The following is a 15,138-nucleotide window of genomic DNA, read 5'->3' as shown; positions in this document are numbered from 1 at the left end:
TGCTTGCTCATAGGCCTTTTCATGGTGTTGATGCGCCTTCTGGACGTGTACTGTTGGGTCCTGTTGCTCTCATGTATTTTTATCAATCTATGCATGTTTGGTATTTTGGACAGCCGCAATCAAATTGTCTGGAAAGTGGGTATATTTTTCAGTCGTGTGACCGAGCCTGTCCTTGGGCCGGTGCGGCGTATGCTGCCTAATTTGGGTGGGGTTGATTTCAGCCCGATGGTTGTGCTGCTGGGTATTCAGTATGTGCTGCAACCGCTGCTGCTGGAAGCGTTCCGCGCCCTCCTTTTACGGTAACAGCCAAACGGAGACACTCGCATTATTGTGAGCTGGTTTGGCTTGTTTCCTTACCTTGCCTGCTGCGTTCTTCTTGTGCCCACTACACAAGAAGGAACCGTACAATGACGGATCACAACGCACCACAGCGCAAAACTGATAAAGAAAAACAGAAAGAGCTGGACGAAGCTTTGAAAGAAAGCTTCCCCGCCAGTGATCCTCCGTCCACACAAGACCCAGATAAGCCTAAAGACTGATGTATCGTTAAACTGATGTCGTTAAGGCTGAGTGTAAGGAGGGGTCATCAGGCGTGTATCTACGCAGTATGACCCCAAACTTTTTCGGCTGCTGCCAAAACATGGGCGTAGGTAAAAGGTTGTTTGCCATTTTCTAGATGGATAATGGCGAGTGCCAGTCTGGCTGCCTGTGCAGGCGTTCCCTGCAAAACTAGATTGGGGTCTACAGCCATCTGTTGTGCAACATAAGCACTATAAGCTGACGTGTAGTTTTCAGTGGGCGGTGCCCATTTGCAAATAATACCTGCAACGGTGTTTATGTGGCGTTGAAAATACAGTCGAAGCTGCTGACAGAGTGCTTCCACGCCATCATCCATTGTCTGGAAGCATGCAAAACGGGGGTGCGCCACACCGTACTCTAATACCGCACCTGTCTGATGGGCAAAATTCAGATTACCGGGATTATTATTCCGTAAACCTCTTGGTTCGATTGTCACACGTTTGGGCTTTCAGATTTTTCGTGGGAAAAATCATCATAAAATTGACCATGAGCAGGGTCATCTGCCGTGTGACGGCTCAAGTAAAATGCTGGGAGGACCGATTGTGTAATCAACAGTCAAGCAGGCTTGCCAATACGCGCCACAGAGTGGGATCGTACTACTGCTATTTTTAATTTTTAGGAAAATAAATGGTGCCCAAGACCGGGATCGAACCAGTGACACTGCGATTTTCAGTCGCATGCTCTACCAACTGAGCTACTTGGGCACCGTAACCTTGCGGTGTGAAAGGGGGTTTATCTCACCCTGCACGAGTGATCAAGTCACCTTTCATCATTTCCTTCATTTTTTTGAATATTTTCTTCGTCCACCAATGGGCCGGGTATGCGGTATTGCCCGGTAAACCAGCGGCCAAGATCAATGTCGGCGCAATGTTGGGAGCAGAAAGGCCGTGTTGCAGGCTGGGCTGGCTTTCCACATACAGGGCAGGGGGCGGTATCAGTCATGATGTTCAGCTATCCAGGCTAGGTCTGGTAAGGAAGGATCAAGCTTTAACGTAAAAGCTTTGCCCCGCATTGTTTTGCAGTCAGTCACGGCTTGTGGGTCTGCATCAAGCGCGGTCGCCAGCCGGAGGCCCACTCTCAGGAGTGTGGCAGTAGGCTGGGTCTGGACCAACGCGCGTAACGCGGCAAGGGCGATACCATGCGGGGAGGTCAGAAGCTCCGTGAGGGACGGGTGAACCCGCGCCCGGACAATTTCTATAAGGCCCAGCCCCGTAATGCCAAGGCACCGTGGTTTTAACGGGTCTGCTTTCAGCATGGTGGTAACAGGTTCAAGCAATGCCTGTCGTTTGCGCGTAGACAGGCCTGCTGGGTCTATAAGAATGGCCCCAGAAATATTGCGAAGGTGAATTTGCTGGAGCAAAGCGGGAAGAGCGTCCCGGTTTGCGGCAAATTGCGCTGTTTGCTTGCTCCACCCGCCAGAGGTTGGGGGGGCATCCATATCAATGGCTGTTAGGGCAGGGGTTGGCGTAATGCTGGCCTGCATACCGCCGGGAAGATCAATCAGTGGCTCTTCCAGCATGGCGCAGGCATGGGCAACCGTCTCGGACCAAGGGCGAAACCCCTTACTGCGGCGCTCCCTTAAGGCCTGTGGCAGGAGCGCTGCGGCTTCAGGCCCATCAACGGTGATACTCGCTTGTGGCCAGCGGGCAGCCAAACGCTCCAGAGTGGTTGGGCCACGCGTCAGCAGGCCGCAGGTTTGCGGTGCAGGTATGTGGTCTGGCAGATCAACCTTGCGTAGCCGCAGTCCCTTACCGCCTTGTGCGGCTCTGATGACTTGTACGGCCAGCATGTGCCCTTCGGTCAGCGCAGCTTTGTCTTGGGAAAGGGGCAGGAAGCCTTGCTCGGGCGTGCCAAGTTCCACAAAAGCACCGCCCATGGCAGGAAGAAGTGTTGCGATACGGCCCCAGTAAATATCGTCTACACCATCCGGTGCACTAGGCCGCCAGAGAGCATAGTCAAGCAGCGTATCATCTTGCGTGGCCGCAATACGCACTTCGCCGGGGGAAAAGGCGAGGCGTAGAAAAACGCTCACAGCAACCAGCGGCCCGGTTGCCCCCGCAAAATCTGGGCAGTCTCAAACAAGGGCAGGCCGATAACAGCAGATGCGCTGCCGGACAATGCACGGATAAACCCCGCAGCATGGCCCTGTAACGCATAGCCTCCGGCTTTACCCTGCCAGTCGCCTTTATCCAGCAGGTCTTCAATCTGTCGGTCGGTCATACGGGCAAACGTGACGGCCGTTTCAACAACGCGCTCAGCAGTACGGCCTTCTGGCCAACTGCTGCTCGGGCGGCATTGAAGAGCTGTCAGAACAGTGTGACGCCGGCCTGAAAGCAGGCGCAGGCATGTCCGTGCTGTATCACGGTCTTCGGCCTTTGGCAGAATGCGGCGGCCAAGAGCCACCACGGTGTCCGCTGCCAGAATAAGGGCAGGCGTTTCTATCTGCCTGACAACAGCCGCCGCTTTTTCTACTGCCATACGGCGTACATACAGCCTTGGCGCTTCATCGCGCGCAGGCGTTTCGTCTATATCAGCAGGAAAAACGCGGTCAGGCGTCAACCCCAACTGGGCCAGAAGGTCCAGCCTGCGGGGAGACGCTGAAGCCAGCACAAAAGCAGGGCGTGATGCGCTTTCCGTGCCAGATGGCCCGGATGCGGTCATGGCCCTTACTTGAAGCGGAATGTGATACGACCCTTGGACAGGTCATAAGGTGTCATTTCAACATTCACCCGGTCACCAGCCAGAACGCGAATGCGGTTTTTGCGCATTTTGCCGCTGGTGTGGGCCAGAATCATGTGCTCGTTATCGAGTTTCACACGGAACATTGCGTTGGGCAGCAGTTCTGTGACTGTGCCGCTAAATTCAATCATGTCTTCTTTAGACATGGCGTCCTTCGTTCATTTTTAAGCCTACGTTATGGTTGCGATGTGCAGATATGGGTGAGCAGCCCCATTCGGTCAAGCGTTTGGTGTGCTCTTTGCTAAAGCATCCAGCCGGGCGGAGATGCTCAGAGCGTGGGCTTCCAGCCCTTCAGCATGGGCCAGTGCCACCCCGGCGGGTCCAATACGGCGGAGGGCATCGGGCCCGCCGGACAGGAATGTCGTGCGTTTCATAAAATCAAAAACCGACAGGCCAGATGCAAAACGCGCTGTACGGGATGTGGGCAGCACATGGTTGGGGCCGCCTACATAGTCCCCCACCGCTTCCGGGCAGTAACGGCCAAGGAAAACCGCGCCCGCGTGCCGCACATGGGCAAACAGGCTTTCTGGGTCATCCACCATGAGTTCCAGATGCTCAGGGGCTAGACGGTTTGCAAGGCTTACGGCTTCTTCCAGCGTGCGGACAACCAGCACCGCCCCGTTCCGTGCCCAGCTGGCTCCGGCAATGGCGGAGCGTTTAAGCGTTTTAAGTTCGGTTTCAACCGCTGCAATGACGGTGTCTGCAAAAGCGGCATCGGGGGTGATAAGGGTGGCCTGTGCCAACTCGTCATGTTCCGCCTGTGCCAGCAGATCAAGAGCGATCAGGCGTGGGTCGGTTGCCGAATCGGCAATCACCACCACGTCAGACGGGCCAGCAATGCTATCAATCCCGACATGGCCAAAAACCTGCCGCTTGGCTTCAGCAACATAAGCGTTGCCGGGGCCGACAATACGGTCAACGGGGCGGATGGTCCGGGTGCCAAAAGCCATGGCCCCTACGGCTTGTGCTCCGCCAACCCGGTAAATTTCCGTCACCCCAGCGCGGTGTGCAGCGGCCAGAACAAGCGGATTAATGATGCCATCGGGGGTGGGCACACACATGGCCAGACGTTCCACACCCGCAACGCGGGCCGGAATGGCGTTCATAAGGACGGAGGACGGATAAGCAGCTTTCCCGCCCGGTACATAAAGGCCAACGGCATCCAGCGGAATCCAGCGCATGCCCAGTGTCATGCCTGCATCATCCGTATACCGGATGCCTTCGGGCATTTGCGCGGCGTGAAAAGATTCAATACGCGTTGCAGCTACGTCCAGCGCATCCAGCAGGTCAGGGCTAACTTGCGCCCGGGCTGCTTCGATCTCTTCTGCCGTAAAAGCCAGTTTTTCGGCGGTTAGGGGCAGGCGGTCAAATTTCTCGGTCAGAGCGCACAGGGCGTCATCACCGTCCTGCCGCACCTGCGCCAGAATGGCCGTAACAGGGCCGTGCACTTCCTGTCCCTGTTCTTCACGGGCAGCAAGGAGTGAGGAGAACTCAGCTTCAAAGCCGGGATCACGAATATCGAGCCGTTTCATGAAAAATGTCCGCCTTAGCCGTTACGGTCTTGCATCTGGCCTTCTAGGGCCGTCCGAAATTTATTAATGATGGCCGCAATTTCTTCTGGCCGCGTTTTCAGCGCCGTGCGGTTTACAATCAGGCGACTGGTTACATGCGCAATGGTTTCAACCTCGCTCAAACCATTCGCGCGCAGGGTGGAGCCTGTATCCACGAGATCAACAATCAGGCGGGAAAGGCCCAGCATGGGGGCTAGTTCCATGGCACCGTTCAGGTGCACGATATTGGCGTTAATGCCGCGCTCGGCAAAATAGCGGCGTGTAATGGCCGGGTATTTTGTGGCCGCCCGCACTTCTGACCATCTGGCCCATTCGGCAGGGTCGTGCGGCAGGTTGGCTGGTTGCGCTACAGAAATACGGCAGCCGCCAATACCAAGGTCCAGCGGAGCGTAAATTTCAGGGTAGTCAAATTCCATCAGCACATCTGCGCCGCAGATGCCAACCTGAGCGCCGCCGGTCGCAACAAAGGTTGCAACGTCAAACGAGCGTACCCGGACGACATCCAAGTTAGGGTCCTGTGTGGGGAAACGCAGTTTACGGCTGTTATCACTTAGACAGTCTTCGGATGGGGCGCAACCGGCCTTGGTCAGGAGCGGCGTAACCGCTTTAAGGATGCGGCCTTTGGGAAGAGCCAGAACCAGAGGAGTATGATGGTTTTGCGTGCCAGGCTGGAGTGGGGGCAGTTGGTCAGGCTGGGGCACGGTCATGAAAACTCCGGTCGGGCGGGTAAATAAGAGTGCGTGACGGCGGCACTCGTAGCACAAGCCAGTCCGGCTTCAAAGGCAAGCCCGTGTTCTGGGTAGGATAAACCTTCCCAGAACACGGGCGCGGCTGTTAGCGGCGCCACCAACCACTGCGGCGGCTTGCCGCAGGTTTGGTGTCATCAATCACAACGGGCTGCACAATTGACGGGTCTGCTGCTTGTGCAGAGTCCTCAGTTGTTTTTTCAGCGGAAGTCGTTTTTGCTGCAACACCCCGGCGGCGAGGGGCCGGTTTCTCAGCAGCAACGCTTTCGGCTGATGTCGCAGCGTCTGTGGCGTCTGCAGTGTCAGCTTTTTGGCGTGTGGTGCGGCGGCGTGTGCGCGGTTTGTCTTCCGCGACAGCCTCAACACCTTCCGCTTCCGCGTCTGCCTTTTTGCGGGCTGGGCGGCGGCGCGGCTTGGGTGCGGTAACTTCGGCCTCAGCGGCGTCCTGAGCGCCAGTGCCGGGGTCCTCTTCGCTCTGAGGTTCAGCCTGCGGTGCCGTCTCCACTTTCCGGCCGCGGCGCGGTGAACGACGACGGGCAGGTTTGGCGTCATCCTGCTCGGGCTTGTCCGTTGCCTCGGCGACAGGTGTGGCCTGCACAGGGGCCGGTGTTTCCACAATAGCAGGCTCAGGCGCTTTAACCGGGGCGGCGGGAGCATGTGGTTTGACAGGGGCAGCCTGTTGTTCACGCAGCGCGTTCTGGGTGCTGTTTTCGATCAGATCGAAAATATCAATGCTTCCCCCAAACGGGTTGGCCGGTGTTGGGCCCTGCCAGATCTGGCGGGGGCGCGGTTCCTGACGGGGGGCTGGGCCTTCCGTAATTGGAACCTCAACGTCCAGCTGGTCCGTGCGCTGGTCTGCCCGGTGAACCCGGGAGCGACGCGTCCGGCGGCGGCCAGGGATCAGGTTGTTTTCCTGCGCCTCGTCGGTCTGAGTGGGAGCAACAGGCTCAGCAGCAGGCTGTTGCTGAGTGTCGTGTTCTGCCTGTTCTGAGTGCGCGTTAGCCTCACCGGATACAAGCTGTTCACGGTTTTCACGGTTGCCGCTGCCCCCACGGCGACGACGGCGACGACGGCGGCGCGGAGCCTCTTCCCCATTTGCGGCTACAACATCTGCCGTTGGGTGCGTTGTGGGTGTCTGCTCATCTTCATGCTCAGCAGCAACGTCCTCACTCACATCGCTCTCGACAGCCACGTTTTCAACCGGTGGCGCTACAAGAGCCGGTGCTGGTGCACGCCCAACTTTTGCAGGCTGACGGCGCTCAATACGGACTTCCGGTGCAGGCAGGGTAGAGTCTGCTGCAAACAGAATTTCCATATAGTGGCGTTGCTCAATCTCGTGGAGCCACGTGCGCTTGTTGTTGAGAATGTAGAACGCAATTTCAGCGGCCACATGCACTGTAATGGCAGAAGCGCGGCGGCGTGCACCTTCTTCTTCCACAGCGCGCAGCACATGCAGGGCGGAGCTTTCAATGCCGCGCACCATGCCTGTGCCCTGACAGTGCGGGCAAGGGGTGAAGACTGCTTCTGCTACTGATGGGCGCAGCCGCTGCCGGGACATTTCCAGCAGGCCAAAATGGGAGATATTTCCCATCTGGATGCGGGCGCGGTCGTGGCGCAGGGCATCTTTCAGGCGGCGTTCAATTGTTATGTTGTGGCGACGAGACTCCATATCAATGAAGTCAATAACAATCAGGCCGGCCAGATCACGCAGACGTAGCTGACGCGCCACTTCGTCCGCGGCTTCCTGATTAGTCCGGTAAGCCGTTTCTTCAATATTCCGCTGGTTGGTAGACTTGCCGGAGTTTACGTCAATAGCCACCAGCGCTTCTGTCTGGTTGATCACCAGATAGCCGCCGGAGCGTAGAGACACGACCGGTGAGAACATGGCGTCCAGATGCCCTTCCACATGATAGTGGGTAAAGAGCGGCTGGTTTTCCTTGTTCCACAGGCGGACTTTTTCTGCGTGCTGGGGCATAAGCAGGCGCATGAAGTCCCGCGCTGCTTTCCACCCAGCTTCGCCGTCCACCAGAATTTCGCTTACTTCGCGTGTGTACACATCTCGAATAGCGCGTTTAACGAGGCTTGCTTCCTCGTAAATCAGTGCAGGTGCGACGGACTGCAATGTCAGTTCACGAATGTCATCCCATAGATGCAGCAGGTATTCGCAGTCCCGCGTAATTTCCGGGCCGGGGCGTTGGGCCCCTGCTGTGCGGACAATCATCGCCATACCATGCGGCAGGTTCAGGTCTGAAATAATGTCACGCAGGCGGCGGCGGTCAGCAACGGAAGTGATCTTGCGGGATACCCCGCCACCACGCAGCGCATTAGGCATAAGTACACAGTACCGGCCAGCAAGAGACACGTAGGTGGTCAGAGCCGCACCCTTGTTGCCGCGCTCTTCCTTAACGACCTGAACCAGCAGAACCTGCCTACGGCGGATTACTTCCTGGATACGGTAATTCCGCAGGAAGCGGGCAATGCGTTTCTGAATAAGCGCTTCTTCACCGGTATCGGTTTCACCGCCTACGTAGTCGGGGCCATTAGAGCGACGCTGCTGCTGTGGGCGGCGTTCTTCGCTTTCATCACCTTCTTCGCTTTCTGCGGTGATGTCTTCTGCACGCTCGGTGGCATCAAGGTCCGTTCCGGCATCATGGATGTCGGAGTCCGGCTGCTCATCACCGTCATCCTGATGATCAAGCAGGCTTTCTTCCTCGGCCTGAAGGGCGAGCAGCTTTTCACGGTCTGCTACCGGAATCTGGTAGTAGTCCGGGTGAATTTCGCTGAAGGCAAGAAAGCCGTGGCGGTTGCCGCCATATTCAACAAAGGCAGCCTGTAGGCTGGGCTCTACCCGAATAACCCGGGCGAGATAGATGTTGCCTTTAAGCTGCTTTTTGGCAGCAGCCTCAACATCATAATCCTCAAGTCTGTTTCCATCCATAACGACAACGCGCGTTTCCTCCGCGTGCGTCGCATCGATAAGCATCCGCTTTGACATAAAAAGAAAAACTCCGGTGCGCCGGTGGCTGGCCTACCTGATAGCTCTGCTCTGGCAGAGTGATATGGGGCAGGGGCTCTTCCGGCTGGCAAGAATAGGTATGTAAGAAAAAACAGGGGGCAGCAGTCAGGGCAGCGCCGCGTGAGGTGACATCAAAGCGCCGGAAGCAGGCGCCTGCTTCCGCTTTGGTCAAACACTCAACGTCTAGGCCCCGAGCTATGGTCATGTATCCTTCAACCAGTATGGTCCTGTCCCAATGCGCGGGGCAACGCTGTGTGCGCCAGCCGCGCCCTTCACACACAAAGGGCGGAAACAGGATGCATGACGGGCAATCTGCCTTGAGCCATGCCCCTGCAACATGACGCAAAGCGCGTTAAATCGCAAGTCACCCTGTCTAACTGTTTTTTATCCCATTCCGGGCAGACATGGTTTAGACATTATCTTGTTCCAGAACCGAGCGTTATAACCAGAGTGCACATCTTATGACCGCAAAGCGCCCGCCTGCTGCTTCAAATCCCTCATCAGCCCCTCAGCATGGCTCCTCCGGCCACGACCAGATGGTGCGTTATAACGGATATGTTGTGCCAGTTCTGTCGCGGCGTATGGTGGTTGGGGCCGCTGCGGCCCTGGCTGCTCCTGTTTTTGTTCAGGCCGCTCAAGCGGGTACTTTGTCTCGCCCCCAGTCAGCCCACGGGGCTGTGCAGGCTCCCGCTATCATTGGCAAGGCACGTGCGCCCCTGCCTTTGGTCATGCTGGACCCCGGCCATGGCGGCAAAGACCCCGGCGCAATTGGTTTTTCCGGCACTTACGAGAAACACGTGGCAGAGGCAGCCGCGGCAGAATTATACCGGCAGCTCATGGCAACGGGACGGTACCGTGTTGCCATGACTCGTAACTCTGACCGGTTTATTCCACTGGACGGGCGTGTAGAGTTGGCCCAGCAGCATGGCGCTTCTCTCTTTGTGTCCATGCATGCAGATGCCTTGAACAATGCGTCTGTTCGTGGTGCCAGCGTTTATACGCATTCTCGCGGGGCGTCAGATAGCCAGACCGCAGCTCTGGCGCAGACAGAAAATAGTGCTGACCGCTTTGGTGGCCCCCTTGTGCAGGGCGCTTCTCCCGAAGTGCAGCAAATTCTGGCAAGTTTGGTGACGGAGGAGGCGCGGCGAGGGTCTCTTCACATGGCGAACGCAGTTGTCTCTTCCTTCCGGTCCCGCATTAATCTTCTACCCCACCCGCAGCGTCACGCAGCCTTCGCGGTGCTGAAATCAGCGCAAATTCCTTCGGTGCTGGTGGAAATGGGCTTCATGTCCAACAGGCTGGATGAAGCAGCCCTTCGGCAGGCAGGGCACAGGGCCATGGTGGCTGGTGCCATGTGTACAGCCGTAAACCGTTATTTTGCCTCAGCAGGGGTCGGGCTGGCCGGCTAGGAAACCAAGTGCATGAGGTAGGGGTATCAAGCCCCTTGGCCGGGTGAATGTTTTGTTGTTATAATGAAATAGTATAACACACTAAGACAGGATCCTTCTGCATGCCGCAGCACGTTACGCGTTCAAAATTTACAGTTGCAACGCTTCTGGCAACAGTAGCACTTTTTGGTACAGCTACCTTTGTACCGTCTTCTTCTGTGCATGCAGAAGAAGCCAAACCTGCGGCGGATGCGAGCAAGGCGAAGGACGCTGATATCAGCTTCTTCACAAAGCCGCAGAGTGTGACGTCAAACGGTTCTGTTGTCATTCATGGTGCACACATTGATTATCAAGCTGTGAGCGGTACCCTGATTGTACACAAGGATGGCTGGGACGATTCAGAAAAACCGGCTGATGATAAAAAGCCAGAAGCAGCGGCTTCCATATTTTATGTTGCCTATTTCAAGAAGGGAGCACGCCCCGAAAACCGCCCTATAACTTTTGTGTATAACGGTGGGCCGGGTTCATCCAGCGTTTGGCTACATATGGGGGCATTTGGGCCCAAAAAGGTTGTAACGGCAGACGACACACATACCCCGGCATCTCCGTATGCCATTGTGAATAATAACGACAGTCTGCTGGATGCGTCTGACCTTGTGTTTATTGATGCGCCCGGCACCGGGTATGGCCGCCTGACCGGGACAGATAAGGAAAAAAGCTTCTTCGGCACGGATGCAGATGCAGGGGCGTTTACGGATTTTATCGCTCAGTTTCTGTCTCGTTTTGGGCGTTATAACTCCCCTAAATATCTGTTCGGTGAAAGCTATGGCACAACACGGTCTGCCATTATTGCCAACAAGCTGGCGGACGAAAAAGGCATTGACCTGAACGGCGTTATTCTACTGTCGCAAATTCTGAATTACGATAACGACATTGATGCCGCCCAGAACAACCCGTCTAATGACCAGCCTTACGTTCTGGCGCTGCCAAGCTACGCGGCAACAGCTTGGTACCACAAAAAACTGCCTAACCAGCCTGCGGATATGAAAGCGTTTCTGGCGGAAGTCGAACGTTTTGCTCTGACAGATTACACGTCAGCCCTGCAGGACGGCACGGCGATTACTCCAGAAAAACGTGATGCCGTTGCCCAGAAGCTGCATGACTACACAGGCCTGCCTGTTGATTACATCAAAAAAGCAGATCTGCGCGTTAATGGTGGTGAGTTTGAAAAAGAACTGCTGAGCGACCAAGGGCTTGATACTGGCCGACTGGATAGCCGCTTCTCCGGTCCGACCATGGATCGTCTTGCACAATACCCGTATTACGACCCACAGTCTTCCGCTATGTCAGCAGCCTATATTGCGGCATTTAACGACTATGCCCGCAACACTCTGCATTATGGCAATAGCCCCGCATTTGGCGATGGCTATCAGGAATATAAATTCTTTAGTGATGCCATCATGAAGTGGGATTTCACACATCGTCCGCCAGGCTCTGATTTCCCCATCCACGGGGCAGTCAACGTGTTGCCAGATCTTGCGTCAGCCATGAAGCACAACACCAGCCTGAAAGTTATGCTGAACCAGGGGTATTATGACCTTGGGACACCATATTTTCAGGGTATTTACGAAATGCGGCATCTGCCTATTTCTGCTGAACTCAGCAAGAACGTGCAGATTGTGCAGTATCAGTCAGGCCATATGGTCTATGCACACCAGCAGTCTCTGGCGGAACTGCATGATAATGTCGCCAAATTTATTACCAGCACCTACAAGCCGCTTTCTGTAGGTCAGTAAAATAAACAGAGACAGTCAGCCTTTATCAGGCTGATTGTTTTCAGGATTTCTGACGGAGTGCCTTTTGCGTAGGGGCACTCCGTTTGTTTTTATAATAAGCCAGAGCCAAAGCGACAGTTACACCGGCAACAGACCCTAGGCCCAACCAAAGCAACATGCCTTTTGCCGGGTCAGTGTACAGGCACCAGACAAGTGTCAGCAGCGGGGCAAAAAATCGGATACATTGCGCAGAAAATCTCTGCTTCTTTGAGAGCGGCATGAGCTTGAGGGAATGTGTCTGCAAACAGTCGTGGCTGACAAAAGCGATGCACCACAAAAAATAGAGTAAAAAAGCTATCATGCAATTTCTGCCCGCTTCATGCGTTTAAGTGCCATAAAGGCTATCAAACCAGTTAATACCAGCAGGCCATCAACGCTGTAATATAACTCCGGATTATGGCTCCAGTCGTGGCTTTGGCCTGCTGCGTCAAGCAGGGGTAGGCCTAGGGCAAGAACCAAAACTGTTTGGGTCTGCATCTTCCACCCAGGTAAAGGCTTTTTGCAGAGTGAAAAACAAACGCCATGCACAAAAGATAACGCCCAAAGAATGAAAAATACACTGACCTCGCTATGAATGCGGTTGGGGAGTGTGGCAGGCAGCAGGCGGTTAGCCCAGAAAAAAGCCAAGGTGCTGGCTGTTAGTCCGGTCACGCAGCTCATTGTCAGGCCTTCGCCCAACCTGAAGGTCAGCATGTCCCCAGATGCGCGGCGACGCTTTATGAAAAATAAAATAAGGCCTATTGCCATCATGGCAGTGCAGGCAAGGCCAGAAACAAAATAGAGCCAACGGAGCAGGAGTGAAGGAAACCGCGCATAATGTAGCCCATGCATGAGTGCAGTAGCTTGTGATGCAGGTTCCCGATGAATGCTTGTGGACAGAAAATGCCCATCCGTCCGGCTGAAAACAGCCATGTCACGGTTCATGAAAACGCTGGCGGTGTCATTCCCAAAAATACGCACTTCCGTGTCTGAAAACAGAATGAAACTACACTCAGGTAAATTAAGAGCGGTCTTTGCCTGTTCAATGAGTGGCAGAAGCGGCGGGATGGGAGACGCGGCTTTTTCGGTTGATGTGTCGTTTGCCCTTCTACCGTTACCCTTTGGGTGATCCAGCTCTGTATGAGCTGCCAGAAAGGGGTGGGGAGGTAATATATTGCGGCCCCGTATGACTGCGCCGGTATAGGTCATCATAATCAGGAAGGGGAGAAACAGCAGCCCGGTTAACAAATGGGCATCCAGCCATGCCCGCGGGCGGGGGCCAAAAGGCCGAAAAAGCACGAGGTCCGGCCAGATGGCCTTGATATGAATGGCAACCCCAGCCCCAACGGCAACTAACAGGCATACTGCAAAAATAGTAACAATGGTCGAGCCTATAACTGGCCCGCTTCTGAGCGTGTAATGAAAATCAAAAAAGAACTGTCCGCCCGCAGTTTCTCGTGCGGGGAGGACAGAGCCCGTCTGCGGGTCCAGCACGGGACCAATAAATTGGGCGCCGTCATAATGAACGACCCGTATGAAGGGGTCCCGAACAGATGGCAGATTTAAAAAAGCTGAAAAGCCTTTGGTTTTTTCTGCTTCCAAGGTTTCGACAGCGCTTTGCAGGGCATGTGCAGTCAGGGCCGGAGGGTCGGTCAGCGCGGCCTCAGGTTGCATCCAATGCGTTATTTCTGTGTCAAAAACGCTCAGGGTGCCTGTGGCGAAAATGGCAGTCAGGATAAAGCCAGCCAGAAGCCCCACCCAACTGTGCAGCCACCCCATATGCACCCGGAACGTCTCACGCTTAGGCTTTTCGATTGTCATGCCAGCCACCAGCCTGACAAGGTCATGCTGCCAGCCAGCACCACCAAGCTCCATAGGCCCCATTTATAAGTGCGTGCCCCATACCCAATCAGCAGGAGCAGCGGTAGTAGGGCAATTCCAAACATTTCAATGACATTAACGCGTAGCCGATTGTCTTCCCCGTGCGTGTCGAGAGCAAGGAGAGTGCCATAATGGCATACTGCGTAAGCCAGCAGGCTTGCTACGAGCAGCCACAAAATCCGTTTATAAACAAGCAGTCGTTTCTGCTGGTGTTTGGTTTTTTGGCCGGAAGACAAAGCCAGAGACGTGAGAAAAGCCATAACCATCCTGCTAAGGGGTTGTTCTGCACCTGTCGAGTACATGACCCTTCTATAAGATCAATTGATAGTTGCGAATAGCTATTAGTTGCGTATAGAAGGGCGCAACAGGATTTTCTTTCCAAGGTTTAAAATTATGTCCCTTCGGCTGGCTACTGCTCGCAGATATCATGCCCGTATGGCCCTGGCTGGGTTGCTTTCCAGCACGGCGGTACTGGTGGCCCTGCCAGTTCAGGCGCAAACTCAAACACCATCCACGCAGCAACAGCAGGAGGCGTCTGAGGCCAAGCAAGATGAGCAGATTGTGGTTAAAGCCAAACGCCGTAACCAGATGGAGGTTATAAGCGGTGGCCAACTTGGGGCGTTAGGCACCAAGCGTGGTCTGGATGTACCGTTTAATATCCGTAGCTACACGTCCAGCCTTATCCTGAACCAGCAATCTCAAACACTGGGGGAGGTTCTGGAGAACGACCCATCCGTAAGAACAACTTATGGCTATGGTAATTTTTCAGAAATGTTCATCATTCGTGGTTTGGTGCTGAATGGGGATGATATCTCCATTAACGGTCTGTATGGTATTACACCGCGTCAGTTAGTGTCACCTCAGCTTTATGATCAGGTACAGGTGTTAAACGGGGCCAGTGCCTTCCTTAATGGTGCTGCGCCAAGTGGGTCCGCTATTGGCGGTAACATCAATCTGATGTTCAAACATGCTGAAAACACGCCGCTTACCCGCATTACAGGTGATTATACCAGTAAGGCTCTTGGCGGTGGCGCGTTAGATGTGGGGCGCCGTTTTGGGCGTGATAAAGCCTATGGTCTGCGGTTGAACGTAGCAGGGCGGTCGGGCGAGGACGCTATTGAGCACGAGCGGCGGCATAGTGTGGCGCTGGGTGCTGATTTTGACTGGCATAACGAGACCACGCGCGTGTCTGTAGACATGAACTTTCAGAATCAGGGCGTAGACTGGGGCCGCCCTGGCGTCTTTCTGGCAAGTGGTGTCACGCAGGTGCCTCGTGCTCCCTCCGCAGGTAAGAATTACGGGCAGCCTTGGTCTTACAATGACCTGAATTACATTTTTGGTATGCTCAATGTCGACGCGGATTTCTCACACTTGAGGCAATTTCGGGTCATTTTGTAGAATTCA

Annotated in this window: 14 protein-coding genes, 1 tRNA gene and 1 pseudogene; 5 read left to right on the top strand and 11 right to left on the bottom strand. The window is 55.0% G+C overall.

Annotated features, from left to right (window positions below; genetic code table 11):
- Window positions 1-3 precede the first annotated feature (3 nt).
- Complete coding sequence (locus ACTIDN_RS09975) at window positions 4-303, top strand: YggT family protein (RefSeq protein ID WP_441376926.1); 300 nt, start codon at window positions 4-6, stop codon at window positions 301-303.
- Between the two features lie 104 nt (window positions 304-407).
- Window positions 408-539, top strand: coding sequence for a hypothetical protein (locus tag ACTIDN_RS09970; RefSeq protein WP_441376925.1), 132 nt, complete (start codon window positions 408-410; stop codon window positions 537-539).
- Between the two features lie 59 nt (window positions 540-598).
- On the opposite strand, the gene ACTIDN_RS09965 is transcribed toward ACTIDN_RS09970, so the two are convergent.
- From ACTIDN_RS09965 to ACTIDN_RS09925, 9 genes are all read right to left on the bottom strand, one after another.
- A complete protein-coding gene (locus tag ACTIDN_RS09965; RefSeq protein WP_441376924.1) occupies window positions 599-1,015 on the bottom strand; it encodes a structural protein in 417 nt (138 codons plus the stop codon).
- A 192-nt stretch (window positions 1,016-1,207) separates the two neighbouring features.
- A tRNA-Phe gene (locus ACTIDN_RS09960) sits at window positions 1,208-1,283 on the bottom strand.
- Window positions 1,284-1,338: 55 nt separating this feature from the next.
- The gene (locus ACTIDN_RS09955) at window positions 1,339-1,521 is read right to left on the bottom strand and encodes a DNA gyrase inhibitor YacG (RefSeq protein WP_415508984.1); all 183 of its coding nucleotides are present in this window, start codon (window positions 1,519-1,521) and stop codon (window positions 1,339-1,341) included.
- Window positions 1,514-2,611 carry a ribonuclease E/G gene (locus tag ACTIDN_RS09950; RefSeq protein WP_441376923.1) on the bottom strand — a complete coding sequence of 366 codons (1,098 nt, stop codon included), beginning with the start codon at window positions 2,609-2,611 and terminating at the stop codon, window positions 1,514-1,516. Before ACTIDN_RS09950 ends, ACTIDN_RS09955 begins: the two co-directional genes overlap by 8 nt.
- Window positions 2,608-3,240 carry a Maf family protein gene (locus tag ACTIDN_RS09945; RefSeq protein ID WP_441376922.1) on the bottom strand — a complete coding sequence of 211 codons (633 nt, stop codon included), beginning with the start codon at window positions 3,238-3,240 and terminating at the stop codon, window positions 2,608-2,610. Before ACTIDN_RS09945 ends, ACTIDN_RS09950 begins: the two co-directional genes overlap by 4 nt.
- Window positions 3,241-3,245: 5 nt before the next feature.
- Window positions 3,246-3,464, bottom strand: coding sequence for a translation initiation factor IF-1 (infA, locus tag ACTIDN_RS09940; protein ID WP_003622234.1), 219 nt, complete (start codon window positions 3,462-3,464; stop codon window positions 3,246-3,248).
- A 72-nt stretch (window positions 3,465-3,536) separates the two neighbouring features.
- The gene (hisD, locus tag ACTIDN_RS09935) at window positions 3,537-4,850 is read right to left on the bottom strand and encodes a histidinol dehydrogenase (protein WP_441376921.1); all 1,314 of its coding nucleotides are present in this window, start codon (window positions 4,848-4,850) and stop codon (window positions 3,537-3,539) included.
- A gap of 14 nt (window positions 4,851-4,864) precedes the next feature.
- Window positions 4,865-5,596 (bottom strand): ATP phosphoribosyltransferase, encoded by a 732-nt coding sequence (hisG, locus tag ACTIDN_RS09930; protein WP_441376920.1) that lies wholly within the window; start codon window positions 5,594-5,596, stop codon window positions 4,865-4,867.
- 127 nt (window positions 5,597-5,723) lie between these two features.
- Window positions 5,724-8,630: an Rne/Rng family ribonuclease gene (locus tag ACTIDN_RS09925; protein ID WP_441376919.1), complete on the bottom strand. Its 2,907-nt coding sequence runs from the start codon at window positions 8,628-8,630 to the stop codon at window positions 5,724-5,726.
- 602 nt (window positions 8,631-9,232) lie between these two features.
- Between ACTIDN_RS09925 and ACTIDN_RS09920 the strand changes: the two genes are divergently transcribed.
- Both ACTIDN_RS09920 and ACTIDN_RS09915 read left to right on the top strand, forming a co-directional pair.
- Entirely contained in the window at window positions 9,233-10,060 is an 828-nt protein-coding gene (locus ACTIDN_RS09920; RefSeq protein ID WP_441376939.1) for an N-acetylmuramoyl-L-alanine amidase family protein, read from the top strand.
- Between the two features lie 101 nt (window positions 10,061-10,161).
- A complete protein-coding gene (locus tag ACTIDN_RS09915; protein ID WP_441376918.1) occupies window positions 10,162-11,835 on the top strand; it encodes a S10 family peptidase in 1,674 nt (557 codons plus the stop codon).
- Window positions 11,836-12,171: 336 nt separating this feature from the next.
- Here the strand turns inward: ACTIDN_RS09915 and ACTIDN_RS09910 are convergent, their stop codons facing one another.
- Together ACTIDN_RS09910 and ACTIDN_RS09905 are read right to left on the bottom strand one after the other, a co-directional pair.
- Window positions 12,172-13,737, bottom strand: a complete 1,566-nt coding sequence (locus ACTIDN_RS09910) for a PepSY-associated TM helix domain-containing protein (protein WP_441376917.1) — start codon at window positions 13,735-13,737, stop codon at window positions 12,172-12,174.
- Window positions 13,671-13,994: a hypothetical protein gene (locus ACTIDN_RS09905; RefSeq protein ID WP_441376916.1), complete on the bottom strand. Its 324-nt coding sequence runs from the start codon at window positions 13,992-13,994 to the stop codon at window positions 13,671-13,673. Before ACTIDN_RS09905 ends, ACTIDN_RS09910 begins: the two co-directional genes overlap by 67 nt.
- Before the next feature lie 175 nt (window positions 13,995-14,169).
- Between ACTIDN_RS09905 and ACTIDN_RS09900 the strand changes: the two are divergent.
- A pseudogene (locus ACTIDN_RS09900) lies at window positions 14,170-15,102 on the top strand (TonB-dependent receptor plug domain-containing protein); the annotation flags it as partial.
- Between the last annotated feature and the right edge of the window lie 36 nt (window positions 15,103-15,138).

It is taken from the genome of Acetobacter sp. (assembly GCF_052102375.1).
GTDB lineage: Bacteria > Pseudomonadota > Alphaproteobacteria > Acetobacterales > Acetobacteraceae > Acetobacter.
This window is presented reverse-complemented; position numbering and strand designations above follow the sequence as displayed.